Here is an 18,662-nt window from a genome sequence, read left to right on the forward strand (position 1 = left end):
CCGACCCTTGAGGAGACACTCATGAACGACGAATACGACGTCATCATCGTGGGATCCGGCGCCGGGGGAGGAACCCTGGCGCATCGGCTGGCACCCTCGGGGAAACGGGTGCTGATCCTCGAACGGGGGGATTGGCTGACCCGGGAGATCGAGAACTGGGATGCCACCGCAGTGTTCGTCGAGAACCGTTACGTCTCGAAGGACACGTGGAGCGACAAAGACGGCAAACGGTTCCAACCTCAGGTCCACTATTTCGTGGGGGGAGCCACCAAGTTCTACGGCGCTGCGCTGTACCGGTTGCGAGAGCAGGACTTCGGCGAGCTCGCCCATCATGGCGGGGTATCACCGGCGTGGCCGATCGGCTACGACGAGTTCGGGCCCTATTACGACCAGGCCGAGGCGCTGTATCAGGTGCACGGCATCCGAGGAGAGGATCCGACAGACCCGCCGGGCGCGCCCTACCCATATCCACCGGTGTCGCACGAGCCCCGGATCCAAGAGCTGTTCGACGATCTCGCACGCGCGGGACTGCACCCGTTCCATTCGCCGAACGGAATCATGCTCGACGAGAAGGATCCCGCGTTCAGCCCCTGCATCCGCTCGGCCACGTGCGACGGATTTCCGTGCCTCCTGCATGCGAAATCCGATGCCGACGTGATCGCTGTCCGGCCTGCAATAGCTCACCAGAACGTCACGCTCGTGCGCAACGCGAACGTCCGCAAGCTTGAGACCGATCCCGCCGGCCGCACCATCACGGCAGTGATCGCAGACGTCGACGGTGACGAGCAGAGGTTCTCCGGTGCGATCGTCGTGGTCTCGGCCGGCGCGGCGAATTCGGCGAAGCTTCTGCTCGCGAGCGCCAACGACAGGCATCCCGGCGGTCTCGCGAACGGTTCGGACCAGGTGGGACGCAACTACCTCTTCCACAACAGCCGGGCGTTCCTCGCACTCTCGCTGGAGAAGAACGAAACCCGTTTCCAGAAGACCCTGGGCCTGAACGACTGGTATCTGGGCGACGAGGACTTCGACTACCCGATGGGCAACGTGCAGATGGTGGGGAAGTCGTCCCCGCCGATGTACCGGGGCGAACAGCACATCGCCAAGCTCGCCCCCCTCTTCACGCTCGAGGAGATGGCGGAGCACGCAGTCGACTTCTGGTTGTCGACGGAGGACCTGCCCGACCCGGACAATCGTGTCACGCTGGGCACGGACGGCAACGTCGTGCTCAGCTACGCGCCCAACAACCGGGAGCCCCTCGAGCAGCTGTACCGGCGAGTGAAGAAGCACCTCAGCCACCTGGGCATGCATCCTCACCACCTGATCCCGCGGGATGCGTACATGAAGAACGACATTCCCATCGCGGGCTGCGCCCACCAGGCGGGCACGGTGCGTTTCGGGAATGACCCGGCGACATCCGTGCTGGATGCCTCGTGCAAGGCGCACGAGGTGGACAACCTGTATGTGGTCGACACCAGCTTCTTCCCCAGCATCGGCGCGGTGAATCCCGCCCTCACGGCGATGGCGAACGCGCTGCGCGTGGGTGACCATCTGCTGGCGCGGCTCGGTTGAGATGGCAGAGCCCTCGAGAGCGCCGCGGTTCCCGTCAGGAGCGCAGTACGGCATCGCCTGGGGGAGCTGGCAGGCGCAGGTCAGCCAAGTGGGAGCGACCCTGCGTGCTCTCACGGCGGGCGGCGTCGATGTGATCGACGGTTTCGCGGCGGATGAACGAGCGACAGACGGGAGAGGGCAGGTGCTGGCGCCCTGGCCGAACCGCCTCACCGACGGCCGATACCGCTACGGCGGGCACGAGTGCCAGGCTGCGCTGAACGAGCCGAGCAGGCACACGGCCATCCACGGGCTCGTGCGCTGGTTGGATTGGACTCCGGTCGCTCAGGGGCCGGATCGGGTCACGTTGGCTTGTGCCTTGCGCCCGCAGCCCGGATACGAATGGCAGCTGGATCTGCAGCTCACCTACATGCTGAACCACGAGGGCCTGACGGTGACCCTGAGTGCCGTCAATGCGGACCGCGAGCCGGCCCCGTTCGGTGCGGGGTTTCATCCGTATCTCACGCTCGGCACCAGGGTCGACGAGCTGGAGCTCACCCTGCCCGTGACGACATTCCTCGATCCGGATACACCGGCTGCGACGCCGAACATGGTGCCGGTGGCGGGTACCCCGCGTGACTTCACTCGGGCCGAGCGGATCGGGTCGCAACGGCTGGATACGGCATTCGGCGGACTGACGCGTCACGGCGATGGTCGCGCCGTAGCGCGCATCCGCGCTCCGGAGAGCGGGCACGCGCTCGAGCTCTGGGTCGACGAGGGGTATCGCTACCTCATGGTCTATACCGCCGACGCGGTGACGCGGGCCGAACGCCGCCGCACCGCGCTTGCAGTCGAACCGATGACCTGCCCACCCGATGCCTTTCGCAGCGGCCTGGACCTGATCGAGCTGCCTCCGGGTGCGACATGGCGCGGAACCTGGGGGCTGAGGGTTGTCGAACCGCGCTGATCGGCCTTCGGCGTGAGCTCGAGTCTTCGTCAGGGTGAACGTGGTGACGAGTGGGTTGCGGCGGACCGCTGCCAGACCCGACCCGTACGGGTGAGGTACACGACTCGACCGGCTGTCAAGGCGACGAGGAGGACGCACGCCAGCACCAGCAACCACCCGATGTAGGTGAACGCCATGCCGAGCACGCCGAACCGGTTCGCTGCGTCTGCGAGCAGCGGCGGGAGGAAAAGGCGGCCGAACACCCCCGCGACGGCGAACCCGATCCCGGCGAGCACCGCACCGGGCAGGAGCTCTCGCAGGCTGATGCGTCGGTTCATCACGATCCACCCGGCGATCCACCACAGGGCGCCCCATGCCGCGACTTCAGCGATGAACTCGAGCACCACCACCGGGCCGTCACCTCGAAGGGCGATGCGCGTCGTGACAACCAAGGCGAGCCCTACGATCACCGCGACGAGCGCCGCCACCCACCGCCACGCAAACCTGATTCGGGTCGTCGGCGTGCGCCAGATCGTGCGGAGGCTTCGTTCGAGGGCGCGGGCGAACGACGTGGCGGCGATGATGAGGAGCACAACGCCGAACACGCCTGTCGCGCGCAGCTCCTGGGCTCCGCCAGGAAGGGACTTGTCGAGGATTTCGGCGGACGGGACGTCCAGGCCGAGATGCTCGGCGATGATCGGACCGGATTGCGGGTCCAGCTCTGCGCGCAAGGCGCCCGCGACGATCAGGATCGGCAGGACCGATGTGAAGACATGCGCAGCAAGGGTCATGCCTCGATCGATGAGCTGAAGGCTGCCGAGTTCGCGGGCCACGCGCAAGATGAATCGCCCCGACGCAGACTTGGCACCGATCCGCGCCATTCGATTCACTGTCCACCGAGCCATGCGCACCTCGCGAAGCGTGGGTGATCGGGGCCGACGTCGCCCGGTCGGTCCGAGGGTACACCGGTGCGAGCCGTCAGGTTCTCGGCCAGCGCGTCGGCCTCCGCGCCGCCTGCCCTCCGGGCCGTGTCCTTTGACAGGACAGGGCCCGGAGGACCCGATTCGTCGCGCCGGCGACGACGGAATGGTCCTGGCGCGTCGACAACCGCCGTCCTCAAACGCCGCTATGCGCGGGCGGCGCCGGCGGAACAGGGTGAGCGGTCAGATCAGCGCCGCGCACTGTCCGGTGGCGTTGCCGCCGACCACGTTGACGCTGCCGGGCACGAAGCCTCCCGATACGCCGGGCGTCAGCCCGGTGCAGATCAGATTCCCTCGGACCGTGTTGCGAACGATGTAGACGCCGGGGGCACCAGGGTGAGAGTCACTCAGCGCGATGTCCGTCAGCTTCGCGTTCCCGCCAATGGTGTTGAAGAGAGCGCCCAGCCACTCCGTGCGCTGCCCGCTGATCGTGAGGTTGCCGGTGAGCGTGTTGTTCTTGATAGACCACGGGATGTCGGAGCCTCCGCCGGACAGGGTGACGTTGCCGCGGATGGTGACTCCGTTGAGCATCACAGCGACGGCGCCGGTCACCGAGACGTTTCCCATGACGCTGATCGTGGAGTGCCCCTCCGGCTGCTGGGCGCACTCGTGTGCGGAGTTGCCCGTGTACGACGGTGGCTGGCATCCCAGACCGAGGAAGGATCCCCGCGCGCCGTTGACGTTGCCGCTGATGGTGACGGTCGACGGCGCGCTTTGCGCATCGAGCATCGCCCCGGCGGCGACGTTCACGCTGCCGAGCACGGTGATCACGGCATCGGTCGATACCGTGCATGGGCCGTTGACGGCCACGCTGGCGTAGGTGCCCGAAGGAATGTCACCTCCGCTGCACGTGTACGCCTTCGGTGCCGCGCCGCTGGACACGGCAGCCATCGCCGATCCTCCCGAGAGCACCAATGCTCCCGCGACGGCAAGAGTTCCCAGGACCCTGAGCCGCATCGTTGTTTTCATGAACCTCGCCCTTCTCTCATGGCACCCCACCGCCGATTTGGTGCCTGGTCTACACCCGAAGCACGCCACCGCGCCAGGGAGGGGGCGGCATCGGTCGATGGATGATGTCTCCCGTGCTGGCGCGAGGATCGCTCAGAGCAAGGGATGCCTCCGCCTCAGGATCACGCGCTGTACCAGCGTCCAGGCGACGGTCACGGTGAGATAAAGCGTGGCCGCGAGGGGCACGAACATCGCGAAGACCGCCGTGGAGAACTGGAGTGCGCCGACGAGCCTCGTGGTGGCGATTCCGGTCAGGCCTGCGGCATCCACGGCCAAGACAGGAGGACGGAAGGCCCGTCGCGTCACTTCGGCGACCACCGCGATGGCGACCAGCAGCACACCGAAAACGGCCACGGTGGCGAGTGTGACGGTGCCGCCGGCCACCGCGCCGACCAGGCTGGTCCCCAGCGTCACGCCGAAGAGCTGCTCGCCGAGGAGCGTATTGGCCGTTCCGCCGATGATCGGATGCAAGAACAGGGCATAGACGACGCCCACGACCGGGGCTTGGATCAGCAGCGGCAGGCAGCCGGCGAGGGGCGACGCGTTCTCGTTCGCGTAGAGCCTCATCGTTTCGCGCTGCAACCGCTCAGGGTCGCCCTTGTGCCGCTGCTGCAGCGCCCGCAGCTGCGGGGCCAGGCGGCTGCGCGTCTGCTCGGCTTTCGCCTGTGCGATCCCGACGGGTATGAGCGCGCTGCGCACGATGATCGTGAGCAGAACGACGGATGCCGCGGCCGCAGAGGCGCCGGCCAAAGGTTCGAGCAGGGTGGCGAGCCACATGAGGAAGGAGTAGGCCGCGTTGAGGATCGCGGCGATCGGGGGAAAGGCGTACAGGTCCATGGGTGTCCATTCGTCGATGTCGGTGGCGGCAGGCAGCCGCGACGACACCGAGGGACACGAAGGAGCGCCCCGCTACAGCGGGGCAGGTGTCACCGGGCTACGCGGCTGAAGCCGCGAGACCGGGAGCGCGTGGACGCGGGTGGCCCGGGGCATCCGGATCACTCTGCGCGAGCAGCGTGGAGACGTCGATCGCCCGCCGCGGGTGCGGCGATGATCCGATCGCCGACGCCGGCAGTTCGACGGCGCAGAGCGCGAGGGCGAGGAGGGCGACGGTGGCGAGTGCAGCGGCGGCCAACGCCAGTGCCGTCGATTCGGTCGCGGTGGTGGCGCCGAGAACGCTCGGGAGAAGGCGCAGGAGTGTGCCGGCTGACTCGAGCACACGCACCACCTCATTCCCTGTGGACGATTCACGCTAACACCGCGCCGACCCGCGAGGTGTTCAGCCCTGTGGAGGCACGCGCTAGCAACCGAAGTTGCTCACGCGGGCCAAGCAACGTAGGTTGCTTGTATGACCGGTCCGAATCTCGCCGCGGTGGCGGCGAACACGGACGATCCGCGAGTGGGCCTGCGTGCGATCGTCTCGCTGCGTGCCCTCGCCGACGCCCTGGAGCTCCGGCAGGTCGAGGCCGCGCTGCGCGCAGGAATGAGCTGGCTCGAGATCGCGGATGCGCTCGGCGTGACGCGTCAGGCCGTCCACAAGAAGTACGCCAAACGCATCGATCCCACGATCCCCGTCCCCAGGAGAACGCCATGACTTCCTTCCTGACAGCCGCAGCGACGATGCAGACTCTGTCGCTTGCCGCGATGGAGGAGGCCTCGCGGCGCGGTCAACGCGATGCCGATCTGGAGCACCTGTTCCTCGCCCTCGTCATCAGCGATCGGGCCGCCGGCCAGGCGCTCCGCTCGGCCGGAATCACCCTCGATCGGGCACGCGACGCCGTCGAGGCGCTGCACGCGGCGCAGCTGGAGAGCATCGGTATCGCCCCGGGAGAACCTCTTGCCGGCCCCATCGTGTTCCACGAGACCAGTGGGTATGAGTGGACTCCTCGCGCCATGAAGGTTCTGCAGCGCGCGGGTCGGAAGCGCGGAGGGGACGCGTCGGACGTGCTCCGGGAGCTGCTGATCGAGCCGAGCGGCCTCGTCGACGACCTGCTGCAGCGGCTCGGCACGTCGAGGGCCGAGGTGTCGGCCGCTCTCGCCGACCAAGACCGTCCCGAGGCGCCTTCGAAACCGGACCCTCGGTGGTCGCGCGGCGCGGTCGTCAGTCGTGCGGAAGCCTTCGTCCCCGCGGACATCGAAGAGGTGTGGGCGCTGCTTGCCGATCCCGCTCGTATGCCGGAATGGAACCCCGCCGTGGGGTCGGTCGCCGCACGTGCGAACGGTGACGGGCTGGAATCAACCTACGGACCCACCTGGTGGGCTTTCGTCCGCACTCACCGCCCGGACGGCAAGGAGCTGCGCGTCAAGGAGCAGTACCGGAGGCGCCTCGTGACGCTCGTCACAGTCGAGCAGTCGCGTCGTATCGCCTGGCGCACAACCTTCCCGGACGCGAAGCGGGCGAATGCCCACCTCCTGGAGATCGAACTCGTCCCGACCGTCGGCGGGACACAACTGCAGCTGGTCGACTCCTGGACGCGACGGGGCGGATGGCGAACGATCGCCCTGTGGCCGCTCCGCCCGATCCAGCGATTCCTCACCTGGGTCACACTGTTTCAGACGGCTGCCGGGATCAGCCGCGCGTTCCGCTGAAGTTCACGCGACCGGCGTCATGCCCGGCGTGCGAGCACGAATCCCTGGGCATGCTGCTCATCTGACCGCGCGGCGCGATCGAGGCGGGTGTCGACGGCGAACCCGGACGAGGTGAGCGCAGCGGCGACGTACGGCGTGTGGTGCAGGAACGCGCGCAGTTCCACGTCGTGCCCGTAAGGACGCGAGGGGATGCGGCCACCGATGCCCACCTGGTAGCCCAGCAGCACGAGCCCACCGGACGGAGGACCCGGAAGAACTCGGAGAACGCGGCGTCGAGGTCGTGCGGGGGCGTGTGGATGATCGAGTACCAGGCGAGGACGCCATCGAACTGTGCGTCATCCACAGGGAGCCGCGCGAGTTCGCCCTCCAGGAGGACGGTATCCGGATGCGCGGCGCGCGCCCGGTCGAGCATCGCGGGGGAGAGGTCGACGCCGGTGACCGTGAGGTCGCCACCCAGGGAATGCAGATGCCCGATCATCCGGCCGGTGCCGCACCCCGCATCCAGGACCGCCGCCGGGCCGCCGAGCTGTTGCACGAAGTGGCCGATCATCGCGAGATCGAGGTCGGCTTCGTACCGGGTGTCGGGCAGCAGCTGCGCGTATTTCGCGGCGACCACGTCGTACGCGTCGCGGGTCTGAGCGGTGAGGGCGTCGTCCACAGCTCGACCCTAGCCACCGGCTGAGACTGCTCGGCGACGTTCATGCCGACATCACCGATCCGCGCAGGTCCCGTCGGAGGAGGCGGGGAGCCCCGAGTCTCGCCGAACTGAGAATCGGCGCCGCGTCTGAGAATCACGTGATTCTCGCGCGCGACGCCGATTCCCGGTGCAGAAGCGGGGTGTCGGGTCAGGCGATCGCGCGCAGTCCGTCGACGAGCGGCGTGGTCGGGCGGCCGATCAGTCGCGCCAGCGTGCCGTCGGTGTCGGCCAGGGCGCCGCCGCGGATGCCGGCATCCAGCGCCGTCACGAACCCGGCGGTCCCGGCATCCAGGCCCGCCGCTTCCAGCGCTGCCCCGTGCTCCTCAGAGGAGAGCGCGACATACTCCACCGGGCGACCGGTGACCTCGGTGAGCGCGACCGCGAGGTCGTCGTATGCCCAGGCGACGTCGCCGCCGAGCTCATAGACCTGCCCGATGTGGCCGTCCTCGAGGAGGACCACGGCCGCCGCTTCGGCGAAGTCGGCGCGGTTGGCCGACGCGACGCGACCCGCGCCGACGCTGGCGGCGACGGTGCCCGTCTCGGCCGCGCGGGCGACGTCTGCGGCGTAGTTCTCGGTGTACCAGTTGTTGCGCAGGATCACGGCGGGAAGGCCCGCGGCGGCGATGGCCTCCTCGGTGGCCTTGTGCTCGGGCGCGAGTACGAGATCGCTGGTCGTCGCCTTCGGGGCGCTGGTGTAGACGAACTTGGCCACGCCTGCGGCTTTGGCGGCGTCGATCACGGCCTGGTGCTGCGCGGCGCGACGGCCGACCTCGGAGCCGGAGACGAGGAGGACGGCGTCGACGCCCTCGACAGCGGCGGCGATCGTCGCGGGGTCGTTGTAGTCGAGCGCGACGACGCGGATGCCGCGATCGGCGAGGTCGGCGGCCTTCGGCACATCGCGGGCACCGGCCACGATGGACTGCGGCTCGGCGCCGCGCGCGAGGAGGCTGTCGATGACGAGGCGGCCGAGCTGACCGGTGGCACCGGTGACGAGAGTGGTCATGAGGAGTCCTTTCCTGGACGGATCACTCCACACAACCTCCGGTCGGCTCATAAACCTTCCCAACCGGCGATACCCACTTTGTCGTAAGGTACCCACATGAAGGTGAGTTTTGCGCAGATCAAGGCATCGTCGACAGGCGCCTTCACCGAGGGATGCCCCACCCGGGTCGTCCTCGACCACATCATGAGCAAGTGGGGCGTGCTCGTCCTCGCCTCGCTGTCCGACGGCACGCGGCGCTGGGGCGAGCTGCGCCGCGAAATCGACGGCATCAGCGAGAAGATGCTCGCGTCGACCCTGCGCACGCTCACGGCGGACGGTCTCGTGCATCGCGAGTCGTTCCCGACGGTGCCGCCGCACGTCGAGTACAGCCTCACTCCGCTGGGTCGCGACCTCATGGAACGGATGCTGCCGCTCGTCGAGTGGGTTGCCGACAACTCCGACCGGATGCTGGCCGACTGACGTTTGGCTGACGGGCGGCGTTCCTGGCACAGTGATTCAATCGGTGTTTGCCCAGTCGGAGGTCTACGTGTCGGAAGTCGGTAAGTCAGGACTGTCTCCAGAAGGCTTCTCCGCGGCGGTCGCGTCGCTGAGCTCCCCGGATGCGGTCGCGTCTCCCTTCGGAGAGCTGCGTTTCTTCGACGGGGTGCCACTGCCGGAGACGGTGGCGTCGGCGTACGACGCGCTCGATCTGATGCGTGGGATCGAGGTGTTCCTCAACTCGGTGCCGGGCGCATCGTTGGTCGCGTTTCGACGAGGCCTGCGGGATGCCGGAGTCGACTCGCCGAGGGTCATCGGAATCACCGATCCGCGCGCGAACTCGGGATCTCTCGCTCTGACCCCGAACACGGAGACCACCTACGGCACGACCATGCTGGATCTGCGGGCATGGGGCCCGACCGTCATCGAAGCGCCGCCGGAGTCGTTGTGCGTGGTGGATGACTTCTGGTTCCGATACGTGGCAGACATGGGCATTGCGGGGCCCGACCGCGGCGCCGGCGGAAAGTACCTGTTCCTCCCGCCCGGATACGACGGCGAGATCCCCGAGGGCTACTTCGTCTTCCGTTCGCCCACGTTCACGAACTTCGTCGTGCTCCGGGCGCTGGGAGGCGTGCCGGCGATGAAGACCACCAGGATCTATCCGCTGGCCGAAGCATCCGCACCCGAGCCGAACACGTTCGTGAATCTGGCCGAGCGCGTGGTGAACACTGTCCACGCCAACGACTTCACGTTCTTCGAAGAGGTCGCCGACCTCGTCGAGGAAGAGCCGACGGACGCACTCGATGCCGAACGCGCCGGCCAGCTCGCCGCGATCGGCATCGTGGCCGGGCAGCCGTTCGCCCCCGATGACCGACTCCGGCGGATCCTCGAGCAGGCCGCCTTCATCGGGGCCGGGATCGCGCGCGTGCTCGCCTATGCCCCTCGGGATCCGGAAGCTTCGTTGTACGGGTCGTGGCTGAACGCGTTCGTGGGCGGCGACTACGAGTTCCTCCGCAACGGCGCACGCCTGCTGGACGCGCGCACACAGTTCCACTACATCGCGACGGTGATCACGCCGGCCATGGCGCATGCCCAGATCGGCGCCGGATCTGCATACGCCTACACGGTGCGGGATGCGAACGGCGACATCCTGGACGGCGCGAGGAACTATCGGTTCCACGTCGACCCGAATCCGCCGGCGAAGAACTTCTGGGCGGTCGACGTGTACGACACGCAGACGCGCTCGCTCATCGTCGTGCCCTCCAGGCCCTCGCCCGCGGTGGCGAGCAACGACGGCGCGGTCCAGGCGAACGACGACGGATCCTACGATCTCTACTTCGGTCCCACGGCGCCCGAAGGGAAAGAAGCGAACTGGGTCGAGACCGTGCCCGGCAAGGCATGGTTCCCGATGTTCCGCGCCTATGGGCCACTCGAGGCGTGGTTCGATCAGACGTGGCGGCTCAACGAGTTCGAGCCGATCTAGGGGAGCGCCACCACCCCGTTCACCTTCCGCTCCCGGACACGTGGTAGACCCGAGCCATGAAAGAACGAATCGCCGAGCCGCCCGTCGGTGGAACGATCGATCACATCCTCTCGGTGCTGCCGTCGCTGGTGCCCAGCGCGCAGCGGGCGGCGCGCATCTGCGCCGAGCGACCGGAGGACGTCGTCGACATGTCGGGGGCGGACCTCGCCGAAGCGGCCGGAACCTCCGCCGCATCCGTGAGCCGCATGAGCCAGGCGCTCGGGTTCCGCAGCTTCCAGCACCTGCGTCTCCTGCTCGTGCGGGATCTGGGTGCTGCGGCCCGGCGTGAGGCGAACCCGGCGGGCGGGACCGAGGGCTGGCTGCACACCCTGGCCGACGGCGCCGCCGGCGTCCTGCAGACCTCTCTCGCGTCGGTGGATCCGGCGGTGTTCGATGCCGCCGCAGACGCGATCGCCGCGGCATCCCGCGTGCTCGTCGCCGGCACCGGCGGCTCCGCTCCGGCGGCTCAGGCCGCCGCGTTCGGCTTCGTGATGAACGGCCGCCCGTGCGAGGCGCCCAGCGACGGCGTCGTCCAGCAGCTCACCGCGCGCGTCCTCGGCCCGAACGACGTCTGCCTGGTCGTCAGCTCGAGCGGCGGCAACGGGGTGACCCTCGCGGTGGCCGCCGCCGCCGCGGAGGCCGGGGCCACCGTGATCGGCGTCACGAGCTTCGCGCGGGCCCCGCTGGCCGAGCATGCGACCCACCTCCTGATCGCCGGCGCGCGCTTCCAGGCGTGGGACCGGGGGATGGCGGGCAGCGTGCTGGTGCAGCATCTGCTGCTCTCGGCCCTGCAGATGGCGGTCGCGGAGCGGATGAAGGATGCCGCGGAGCACGCGCAGGCCGCAGTCCGCGACGAGGTCGTCGGACTGGTCGCGGAGGACCGTGCCGGGGGTCGGTGACGACGTTTCCCTGGCAACCGCGTTCCGTTGAGGCGCAGTTTCCTTGCAATTCACTTCCACATCGTTGAATCGCTTCGCAAGCGGATTTCACGGGATCGCCCCGCTAAGTAAGTCGCTTGCGGAAAGCGACTCATGGGCACGATCCAGCTCACCGGCATCGGTCGCAGCTTCAAGAGCACCGTTGCCGCCCGCGATATCGATCTGACGATCGAGGATGGCGAGTTCGTCGTCCTGCTGGGCCCCTCGGGCTGCGGCAAGACCACACTGCTCCGGATGATCGCCGGGCTCCTCGAGCCCACGACCGGCCGCATCCTGCTCGACGGTGAGGACATCACCGACCTGCCGTCCAAGAAGCGCGACCTCGCGATGGTGTTCCAGAGCTACGCGCTCTACCCGCACCTCAGCGTCGGCAAGAACCTCGGCTTCCCGCTGCGTGTGCAGAAGCTGCCGAAGGAGGAGGTCCAGCGTCGCGTGCAGGAGGTCGCCGATTCGCTCGAGATCGGGCACCTGCTCGACCGGAAGCCGAAGGAGCTCTCCGGCGGTCAGCGGCAGCGCGTCGCGGTCGGACGCGCGCTCGTGCGGGCACCGAAGGCGTTCCTCATGGACGAACCGCTCTCGAACCTCGACGCGAAGCTGCGCACGCAGACACGGCACGAGCTGACCGCCCTGCACCGTCGCCTCGGCGCGACCTTCGTCTACGTCACCCACGACCAGGTCGAGGCGATGACGATGGCCACGAAGATCGTCGTGCTCAACGCCGGCAGCATCGAGCAGTACGGCACCCCCGAGCAGGTCTACGACCGGCCCGAGTCGGTGTTCGTCGCCGGCTTCCTCGGCTCGCCGGCCATGAACCTCCTCGACGCACGGGTCATCGACCTCGGCGGCATGGTCGCCGTCACCGCCGACGGCATCGCGGGCGATCTCTGGACGGGCACGACCCGTGAGATCGACGTCGTTCTCGGCATCCGTCCCGAGCATCTCGAGATCACGGATGCCTCGCGCACCGGCCTCGGCGTGACGCTCATCGGCCGCGTCGAGATCGTCGAGAACCTGGGAGGCGAGCAGATCGTCACCTGCGCGACGGGCATCGGGCGTGTGCACGTGCGGACCTCGCGCGAAATCCGCGTGGCGGCGGGCGACGAGATCTCGCTGCACGCGCTGCCCGAGCACGTGCACCTCTTCGACCGCAGCTCCGGTCGCCGCCTCGAATGGGTGCCCGACGACGTCCCCGCCGTCGCGCCCCACGACCTCCTCGTTTCCGCCTGACATCTCCCACCCTCAACACACCTGGAGAACACCGCACATGAACACCCGTATTCGTCGCGCCGGGATCGCCTCCCTCGCGATCCTCGGCGTCGCCCTCGCCGGCTGCGCGAGCGCCACCGCGAGCCCCGGCGCCGCCGGTTCGCTCACCGAGCTCGCCGACGACCAGAAGGTCGAGATCGTCTTCGAGTCGTACAACCTCGCGAACGTCGGCACGTGGTCCGACGCCATCAACGCCCTCCTCGACGAGTTCATGGAGGAGAACCCGAACATCACGGTCGTCGGCCAGCCCAGCGCGTCGGCCAGCACCGCGGCCAGCGTGCAGCAGCAGGTCCTCGCCGGCGCGGCTCCCGACGTCGCACAGCTGACCTTCAACGAGCTCGACTTCGCCGCCACCACCCTCGGCGCGCAGAACCTCACGACCCTCATCGGCGAGGAGGGCCTCGCCGAGCAGTTCGGCGGCGAGTACCCCGTCCACGAGCGTGCGAAGGTGCTCTCCGACTGGGAGGGCGCGACCTACGGCCTGCCGTACGTGTTCTCGACGCCGATCCTGTGGATCAACGAGGACCTGTTCGAAGCTGCCGGTCTCGACCCGGCGACGGTCGATCTGTCGACGTGGGATGCCGTGGCCGCTGCCGCGGAGACGATCACGGCGAGCAGCGGCACGCCGTCGATGAGTGTCTCCTGCGTCAACACCGGCGGCAACTGGTGCATGCAGGGGCTGTTCCTCTCCAACGGCGCGCAGGTGCTGAGCGAAGACCGCAGCACCATCGGGTTCGGCTCGGACGCCGCGGTCGACACCGTGCAGACGTTCCGCGACATGTTCGACGGCGGCATCCTCACCAACGAGGACACCACGACGCAGTACGAGGCATTCGCCCAGGGCAAGACGGCGATCCACATCAACACCTCGGCGCTGCAGGGCGCGTTCATGGGCGGTGCGCAGGCCGGCGGCTGGACGCTCGACGCCCGCACGCTGCCCGCCTTCGGCGACAAGCCCGTCGTCCCGACCAACTCGGGCTCGATGCTCGCGATGTTCGCCACGGACCCCGCCAAGCAGGCGGCATCCTGGGCGCTCATGCAGTGGATGACGAGCCCCCGCGCGTACGAGGTCATCTCGACGCAGATCGGCTACCTGCCGCTGCGCACCACGATGACCGAGGGTGACGGCCCGCTCGCCGAATGGGTGGCGCAGAACCCGCTCGTGGTGCCGAACCTCACCCAGCTCGACGCGCTGCAGCCGTGGGTCTCCTACCCGGGCGACAGCTACGCGCAGGTCGACCAGGTGCTGGCCACGGCGATCGAGGAGTCGGTCTTCTACGGCGCCGATGTCTCGGCGACCATGACGGCCGCGGCCGAGCGCGCGCAGGGACTCATCGAATGAGCATCGACCTGACGGATGCCGCGACCCCGGTCCGGCGGCACGAACTGCCCGGGCTCTACAACCTCCGCGACACCGGTGGCTATGCCGCAGCGGATGGCGCCTCCCGGTGGGGGAGACTGTTCCGCTCCGACGCCCTGCACAAGATCGACGAGGCCGGACAGGCGCGACTGGTCGAGCTGGGCATCGCCCACGTCGTCGACCTGCGCGGCACCGATGAGCGTCGGGGCGCGCCCAGCCGACTCGACAACGTCGGCGCCACCGTGCATCATCTCCCCGTCTTCGACGATGCGGCACCGGTCACCCAGGCCGGAGGCAACATCGGTCTGGTGCCCGTCTACGACCACATCGTCGACGAGCGCGGCGCCCACCTCGCCGCCGCCATCCGGGTGATCGCGACGGCGGCGGATGACGAAGCCGTCCTCGTGCACTGCACGGCAGGCAAGGACCGCACCGGCCTGGTCGTGGCATTCGCGCTGCGTGCCGCCGGTGTCGATCGGGACGAGATCGTGGCCGACTACGCCGCGACCGAGGAGAACCTGCGCGGCGAATGGGCCGACGGGATGCTGCGCGGATTCGAGGCGAGCGGGCACGAGCTGAGCCCGGAGATCGTCGAACTCGTCACCGCGAGCCCCGCGGCCGTCATGGACGACCTGCTCCAGCGCATCGATCTCGAGTACGGCTCGATGCGCGCGTACCTGCTCGCCCAGGGGCTGACTCCCGCGGAGCTCGACCTGCTCACCGCCGCACTCGTCGACTGACACACCGACACGACAAGGAAAGAAAATGAACCAGATTCCCGGACAGTACTCGGCCCCCGAGCACTTCATCCTGCACCTCTCCGACACCCACTTCGTGGGCGACGGCGACCTCCTGCACGACAGCATCGACTCCGACAAGAACCTCGCCGAGCTGTTCGCCGGATTCGAGAACTCGAACGCGAAGCCCGAGGCGATCATCTTCACCGGCGACCTCGCCGACACCGGGCGTCCGGACGCCTACGAGCGCCTCCGGGCGATCGTGGAGCCGGCCGCCGCGCGGCTCGGCGCCGAGGTCATCTGGGTCATGGGCAACCACGACGAGCGGGTCGCGTTCCGCCGCGGCCTGCTGGACGAGGAGCGCGACCAGTCCGAGCCCGTCGATCGCGTGTTCGACATCAACGGCTTGCGCATCATCGCGCTGGACTCAACGGTTCCCGGCCACCACCACGGCGAACTCACCGAGGCTCAGCTGGAGTGGCTCGCCCGCGAGCTCGAGGTGCCCGCACCGGATGGCACGCTCATCGCGCTGCACCACCCGCCGGTGCCGAGCCCGCTCGGTCTGATGTCGCTGGTCGAGCTGAAGGACCAGGACCGCTTCGCTCAGGTGATCGAGGGGACCGATGTCCGCGGCATCCTCGGTGGACACCTGCACTACTCGACGCACAGCATGTTCGCCGGCATCCCCGTGTCGGTCGCGTCGGCCACCTGCTACACGCAGGACCTGACGGTCCAGTACCCGGGTGCGCGTGGTCAGGATGGCGCGCAGTCGTACAACCTCGTGCACGTGTACGGCGACCGCGTGCTGCACTCGGTCGTTCCGATCGGCAGCTTCCCGACCGTCTACGAGATGACGCCCGAGATGCTCGAGAAGTTCATGGCGATGAGCGCCGATGAGCAGCTCGCCGCCGTCAACGCGTCCGTCCAGGAGTAGGTCAGCCCGATGTTCGTCGCCGTCACACCCCCACCCACGCGATCAACCGCTGCCGCGGGGCAGACGGCGCCTGCGACCCCGGATCCGACGCCTCGCAAGCGGCGTCGGTTCCGGGGCCAGGACCTCGTCCCGTATCTCTACGTGCTGCCGGGCGTCGTGCTCCTCATCACCTGGACCTACAGCCCGCTCGCGCAGACCTTCGGTCTCTCGTTCTACGACTGGAACCTGCTGCCCACGAGCCCCAAGACCTTCGTCGGTCTGCAGAACTACGGCGAGGTGATCGCGCTGCCCGAGATGCACACCGCCATCCTCAACACCGTCATCTACATCGCGGCGTTCTTCGTGTTCTCCCTGGTGCTGCCGATCGCCATCGCGCTGATGGCGCGACAGGCGCGCGGACGCTTGCGCACCTTCTACCAGGCGCTCATCTTCGTGCCGTTCCTGATCACCCCGGTCGCGACCAGCGCCGTGTGGCGTTGGCTCTTCGCCGAGCAGGGCGCGATCGCCACTGTGCTCGGGGGCATGGGCATCGACATGCCCAACGTCTTCCGGGATGCGGACCTCGCCATCTGGGCGGTGATCGTGATCGTGGGCTGGCAGATGCTCGGGTTCGGCGTGCTCGTCGTCGCGGCGGGCTTCGCCGGAATCAGTCCGGAGTACGGTCAGGCGGCCTCGCTCGACGGGGCCGGAACAGGCACCATCACGCGCAAGATCACGCTGCCACTGCTGTCGCCGACGATCGTGTTCCTCGCCCTGATGACGATCCTGCTCGCGGCGCAGTGGACGTATCCGATCATCGACCTGCTCACCCAGGGCGGACCCACGAACTCGACGACCAACATCTACTACCTGCTCTACCAGTTCGGCTTCCAGAACTTCGATGCCGGCATCTCTTCGGCGGCGGGCGTCATCTTCTTCCTCGGCTTCGGGCTGATCGCGTTCATCTTCCTGGAGCTGCAGGACCGCCTCAGCTTCTACGACAACTAGGAATCGGATCATGGCATTCGTCACCGTCACGGCACCGGCCGTCGCATCCGGCACGCTCAACCGCGTGCAGTCCAAGGCCGAGGATCTCGCGGTGGCCTCGCGCACCCGCAGCGGCGTGATCGTCGGCCACGTCATCCTGATCGCGCTCGCGCTGTTCAGCGTCTTCCCCGTGTACTGGATGTTCGCCACCGCGCTGCGGGCGCCGGAGAACGCGCTCGACCAGACCCTGCTGCCGTGGCCGATCAGCTTCGAGAACTTCGCCTACGTGTGGGACACGATCCCGATGGGCAACATGCTGCTCAACACATTCGTGATGTCGCTGATCCTCGCGGGCGCGCAGCTCTTCATCGCCATCCTCGCCGCCTACGGGTTCGCGGTCTGGGACTTCGTCGGCAGCAAGCTGCTGATGTTCCTGTTCATCGGATCGTGGCTCGTGCCGTTCCAGGTCACGATGATCCCGAACTACATCCTGGTGTCGCAGATGGGCCTGCTCGGCACGATCGGCGGCGTCGTCGTGCCGCAGCTGGCGGGTGCGTTCGCGGTTCTGCTGATGGTGCAGCACATGCGGGCGTTCCCGCGGGAGCTGCTCGAAGCGGCGCAGCTCGACGGCCGATCCAGCTGGTCGACGCTGTGGACGGTGGTCGTGCCCAACATGAAGCCGGCGCTCGCCGCCCTCGGGATCATGGCCTTCATCTCGGCCTGGAACGAGTACCTCTGGCCGACGCTGATCATGCGCCAGGGCGACGCGCTCGTGCAGGTCGGCGTGCGCAGCTTTCTCTCGGCCGAGGGCAACAACTGGGGTGCGACGATGGCGGCGGCGGGCATGGCCTGCATCCCGGTGCTGCTGATCTACATCTTCCTGCAGCGCTACGTCGTGGATGCCTTCGTCCGGTCGGGCCTGAAGTAAGGCGGACGCGAGCCGCCCCGGGAGTCGGTGGCGACCCGGGGCGGCTTGCCGCGGTACCGACCCGACTGTCAGGATGCGACGTGTGACCCCGATCGACGAGTCTGGAGAATTGGCCACTCTGCGGGAACGTGCGTATGGACCGGGCGGCGGCATCACGCCCGCCGAGTTGTCGCGACTGCAGGAGCTCGAGGGTGCGCCCGATGGTTCGCCGGTGCTTGTCGAGGAGGGCGTCGGGGAAGCGGAGGACGAGAGGGTGGTGGATGACGCACCCGCACCGTCACCGCCTGATCCGATCGCCGTACCGCCGCGACGCCGTGGCCGCACGCTGCTGATCGCTGGGGCGTGCACCGTCGTCGCCGCAGCGATCGGCTTCGGAGCCGGTGCGCTGTTGACGGCGGCGAATGCCGATGACCTGATCGAGGCTGCGGATGTCGACGCGATGCCGGATCAGCTGCAGGAAGCCCAGCAGCGGGCCGCGACGCAGGCAGAGTGGGATGACGGTTCCCTCCGCCTTCTGGGGGCCGTGAACTCCTCGACGGTGTGGGCCGGCACGACCAACGACGGACAGATGACGTGTGTCGTGCTGGATGTCGGGACTTCCCTCTCGCCCAACTGCGAGGGTACGGAGAAGGTGCGTTCCTACGGCCTCCGCGGTGGGATCATCCTCGTGAGCGAGGAAGGGGGCGACGTCGACGAGCCGTTCGGCTACGACGCCAATCCGTACCGGTACCCCCACGTGACGTTCACCACGAAGTAGTGCGGTATGCCC

At 68.2% G+C, this 18,662-nt stretch carries 20 protein-coding genes; 14 read left to right on the forward strand and 6 right to left on the reverse strand.

Annotation, left to right across the window (positions count from 1 at the left end):
• The first annotated feature begins 21 nt into the window (after window positions 1-21).
• Together ASD65_RS16080 and ASD65_RS16085 are read left to right on the forward strand one after the other, a co-directional pair.
• A complete protein-coding gene (locus ASD65_RS16080) occupies window positions 22-1,569 on the forward strand; it encodes a GMC oxidoreductase (protein ID WP_056224214.1) in 1,548 nt (515 codons plus the stop codon).
• A gap of 1 nt (window position 1,570) precedes the next feature.
• Window positions 1,571-2,512, forward strand: a complete 942-nt coding sequence (locus tag ASD65_RS16085) for an aldose 1-epimerase family protein (RefSeq protein ID WP_082561832.1) — start codon at window positions 1,571-1,573, stop codon at window positions 2,510-2,512.
• 29 nt (window positions 2,513-2,541) lie between these two features.
• Here the strand turns inward: ASD65_RS16085 and ASD65_RS16090 are convergent, their stop codons facing one another.
• The 4 genes from ASD65_RS16090 to ASD65_RS16105 form a co-directional block, all read right to left on the reverse strand.
• Window positions 2,542-3,282: a YhjD/YihY/BrkB family envelope integrity protein gene (locus tag ASD65_RS16090; RefSeq protein ID WP_162248519.1), complete on the reverse strand. Its 741-nt coding sequence runs from the start codon at window positions 3,280-3,282 to the stop codon at window positions 2,542-2,544.
• A 372-nt stretch (window positions 3,283-3,654) separates the two neighbouring features.
• Complete coding sequence (locus tag ASD65_RS16095) at window positions 3,655-4,362, reverse strand: hypothetical protein (protein ID WP_056224219.1); 708 nt, start codon at window positions 4,360-4,362, stop codon at window positions 3,655-3,657.
• Between the two features lie 210 nt (window positions 4,363-4,572).
• Window positions 4,573-5,316: a YidC/Oxa1 family membrane protein insertase gene (locus tag ASD65_RS16100; protein ID WP_056224222.1), complete on the reverse strand. Its 744-nt coding sequence runs from the start codon at window positions 5,314-5,316 to the stop codon at window positions 4,573-4,575.
• A 97-nt stretch (window positions 5,317-5,413) separates the two neighbouring features.
• On the reverse strand, window positions 5,414-5,695 hold the full coding sequence (locus tag ASD65_RS16105) for a DUF6412 domain-containing protein (RefSeq protein WP_056225099.1): 282 nt from the start codon (window positions 5,693-5,695) through the stop codon (window positions 5,414-5,416).
• Between the two features lie 129 nt (window positions 5,696-5,824).
• Between ASD65_RS16105 and ASD65_RS16110 the strand changes: the two genes are divergently transcribed.
• Together ASD65_RS16110 and ASD65_RS16115 are read left to right on the forward strand one after the other, a co-directional pair.
• The gene (locus ASD65_RS16110) at window positions 5,825-6,070 is read left to right on the forward strand and encodes a hypothetical protein (RefSeq protein ID WP_056224224.1); all 246 of its coding nucleotides are present in this window, start codon (window positions 5,825-5,827) and stop codon (window positions 6,068-6,070) included.
• Window positions 6,067-7,065 carry an SRPBCC family protein gene (locus ASD65_RS16115; RefSeq protein WP_056224225.1) on the forward strand — a complete coding sequence of 333 codons (999 nt, stop codon included), beginning with the start codon at window positions 6,067-6,069 and terminating at the stop codon, window positions 7,063-7,065. Before ASD65_RS16110 ends, ASD65_RS16115 begins: the two co-directional genes overlap by 4 nt.
• Here ASD65_RS16115 and ASD65_RS16120 read toward each other — a convergent pair.
• Window positions 7,046-7,723 carry a class I SAM-dependent methyltransferase gene (locus ASD65_RS16120; RefSeq protein ID WP_056224228.1) on the reverse strand — a complete coding sequence of 226 codons (678 nt, stop codon included), beginning with the start codon at window positions 7,721-7,723 and terminating at the stop codon, window positions 7,046-7,048. The two genes, ASD65_RS16115 and ASD65_RS16120, sit on opposite strands and share 20 nt — an antisense overlap.
• Window positions 7,724-7,910: 187 nt before the next feature.
• The gene (locus tag ASD65_RS16125; RefSeq protein WP_056224230.1) at window positions 7,911-8,765 is read right to left on the reverse strand and encodes an SDR family oxidoreductase; all 855 of its coding nucleotides are present in this window, start codon (window positions 8,763-8,765) and stop codon (window positions 7,911-7,913) included.
• Between the two features lie 96 nt (window positions 8,766-8,861).
• On the opposite strand from ASD65_RS16125, the gene ASD65_RS16130 reads away from it, so the two are divergent.
• The 10 genes from ASD65_RS16130 (at window position 8,862) to ASD65_RS16175 (ending at window position 18,650) form a co-directional block, all read left to right on the forward strand.
• Complete coding sequence (locus tag ASD65_RS16130) at window positions 8,862-9,224, forward strand: winged helix-turn-helix transcriptional regulator (RefSeq protein ID WP_056224231.1); 363 nt, start codon at window positions 8,862-8,864, stop codon at window positions 9,222-9,224.
• Window positions 9,225-9,291: 67 nt separating this feature from the next.
• Window positions 9,292-10,725, forward strand: coding sequence for a DUF1254 domain-containing protein (locus tag ASD65_RS16135; protein WP_200948684.1), 1,434 nt, complete (start codon window positions 9,292-9,294; stop codon window positions 10,723-10,725).
• A gap of 56 nt (window positions 10,726-10,781) precedes the next feature.
• The gene (locus ASD65_RS16140) at window positions 10,782-11,663 is read left to right on the forward strand and encodes a MurR/RpiR family transcriptional regulator (protein WP_056224234.1); all 882 of its coding nucleotides are present in this window, start codon (window positions 10,782-10,784) and stop codon (window positions 11,661-11,663) included.
• Between the two features lie 132 nt (window positions 11,664-11,795).
• Window positions 11,796-12,929 (forward strand): ABC transporter ATP-binding protein, encoded by a 1,134-nt coding sequence (locus tag ASD65_RS16145; protein WP_056224235.1) that lies wholly within the window; start codon window positions 11,796-11,798, stop codon window positions 12,927-12,929.
• 37 nt (window positions 12,930-12,966) lie between these two features.
• Complete coding sequence (locus tag ASD65_RS16150) at window positions 12,967-14,310, forward strand: extracellular solute-binding protein (protein ID WP_056224237.1); 1,344 nt, start codon at window positions 12,967-12,969, stop codon at window positions 14,308-14,310.
• Window positions 14,307-15,068, forward strand: coding sequence for a tyrosine-protein phosphatase (locus tag ASD65_RS16155; protein WP_056224238.1), 762 nt, complete (start codon window positions 14,307-14,309; stop codon window positions 15,066-15,068). The genes ASD65_RS16150 and ASD65_RS16155 overlap by 4 nt, the downstream gene beginning before the upstream one ends.
• A gap of 25 nt (window positions 15,069-15,093) precedes the next feature.
• Complete coding sequence (locus tag ASD65_RS16160) at window positions 15,094-15,999, forward strand: phosphodiesterase (protein WP_056224240.1); 906 nt, start codon at window positions 15,094-15,096, stop codon at window positions 15,997-15,999.
• A gap of 9 nt (window positions 16,000-16,008) precedes the next feature.
• Window positions 16,009-16,986 carry a carbohydrate ABC transporter permease gene (locus tag ASD65_RS16165; protein WP_056224242.1) on the forward strand — a complete coding sequence of 326 codons (978 nt, stop codon included), beginning with the start codon at window positions 16,009-16,011 and terminating at the stop codon, window positions 16,984-16,986.
• A gap of 10 nt (window positions 16,987-16,996) precedes the next feature.
• Complete coding sequence (locus ASD65_RS16170) at window positions 16,997-17,893, forward strand: carbohydrate ABC transporter permease (RefSeq protein WP_056224244.1); 897 nt, start codon at window positions 16,997-16,999, stop codon at window positions 17,891-17,893.
• An 82-nt stretch (window positions 17,894-17,975) separates the two neighbouring features.
• A complete protein-coding gene (locus tag ASD65_RS16175) occupies window positions 17,976-18,650 on the forward strand; it encodes a hypothetical protein (protein WP_056224246.1) in 675 nt (224 codons plus the stop codon).
• Window positions 18,651-18,662: the final 12 nt, after the last annotated feature.

The organism is Microbacterium sp. Root61 (assembly GCF_001427525.1).
In the GTDB taxonomy this organism is placed as follows: domain Bacteria; phylum Actinomycetota; class Actinomycetes; order Actinomycetales; family Microbacteriaceae; genus Microbacterium.

Bases quoted from the DNA above. Each gene is read 5' to 3' on its own strand.
- ASD65_RS16080 (WP_056224214.1), top strand. From the start codon at position 22: ATGAACGACGAATACGACGTCATCATCGTGGGATCCGGCGCCGGGGGA.
- ASD65_RS16085 (WP_082561832.1), top strand. From the start codon at position 1,571: ATGGCAGAGCCCTCGAGAGCGCCGCGGTTCCCGTCAGGAGCGCAGTAC.
- ASD65_RS16090 (WP_162248519.1), bottom strand. From the start codon at position 3,282: ATGACCCTTGCTGCGCATGTCTTCACATCGGTCCTGCCGATCCTGATC.
- ASD65_RS16095 (WP_056224219.1), bottom strand. From the start codon at position 4,362: ATGGCTGCCGTGTCCAGCGGCGCGGCACCGAAGGCGTACACGTGCAGC.
- ASD65_RS16100 (WP_056224222.1), bottom strand. From the start codon at position 5,316: ATGGACCTGTACGCCTTTCCCCCGATCGCCGCGATCCTCAACGCGGCC.
- ASD65_RS16110 (WP_056224224.1), top strand. From the start codon at position 5,825: ATGACCGGTCCGAATCTCGCCGCGGTGGCGGCGAACACGGACGATCCG.
- ASD65_RS16115 (WP_056224225.1), top strand. From the start codon at position 6,067: ATGACTTCCTTCCTGACAGCCGCAGCGACGATGCAGACTCTGTCGCTT.
- ASD65_RS16125 (WP_056224230.1), bottom strand. From the start codon at position 8,765: ATGACCACTCTCGTCACCGGTGCCACCGGTCAGCTCGGCCGCCTCGTC.
- ASD65_RS16130 (WP_056224231.1), top strand. From the start codon at position 8,862: ATGAAGGTGAGTTTTGCGCAGATCAAGGCATCGTCGACAGGCGCCTTC.
- ASD65_RS16140 (WP_056224234.1), top strand. From the start codon at position 10,782: ATGAAAGAACGAATCGCCGAGCCGCCCGTCGGTGGAACGATCGATCAC.
- ASD65_RS16145 (WP_056224235.1), top strand. From the start codon at position 11,796: ATGGGCACGATCCAGCTCACCGGCATCGGTCGCAGCTTCAAGAGCACC.
- ASD65_RS16150 (WP_056224237.1), top strand. From the start codon at position 12,967: ATGAACACCCGTATTCGTCGCGCCGGGATCGCCTCCCTCGCGATCCTC.
- ASD65_RS16155 (WP_056224238.1), top strand. From the start codon at position 14,307: ATGAGCATCGACCTGACGGATGCCGCGACCCCGGTCCGGCGGCACGAA.
- ASD65_RS16160 (WP_056224240.1), top strand. From the start codon at position 15,094: ATGAACCAGATTCCCGGACAGTACTCGGCCCCCGAGCACTTCATCCTG.
- ASD65_RS16165 (WP_056224242.1), top strand. From the start codon at position 16,009: ATGTTCGTCGCCGTCACACCCCCACCCACGCGATCAACCGCTGCCGCG.
- ASD65_RS16170 (WP_056224244.1), top strand. From the start codon at position 16,997: ATGGCATTCGTCACCGTCACGGCACCGGCCGTCGCATCCGGCACGCTC.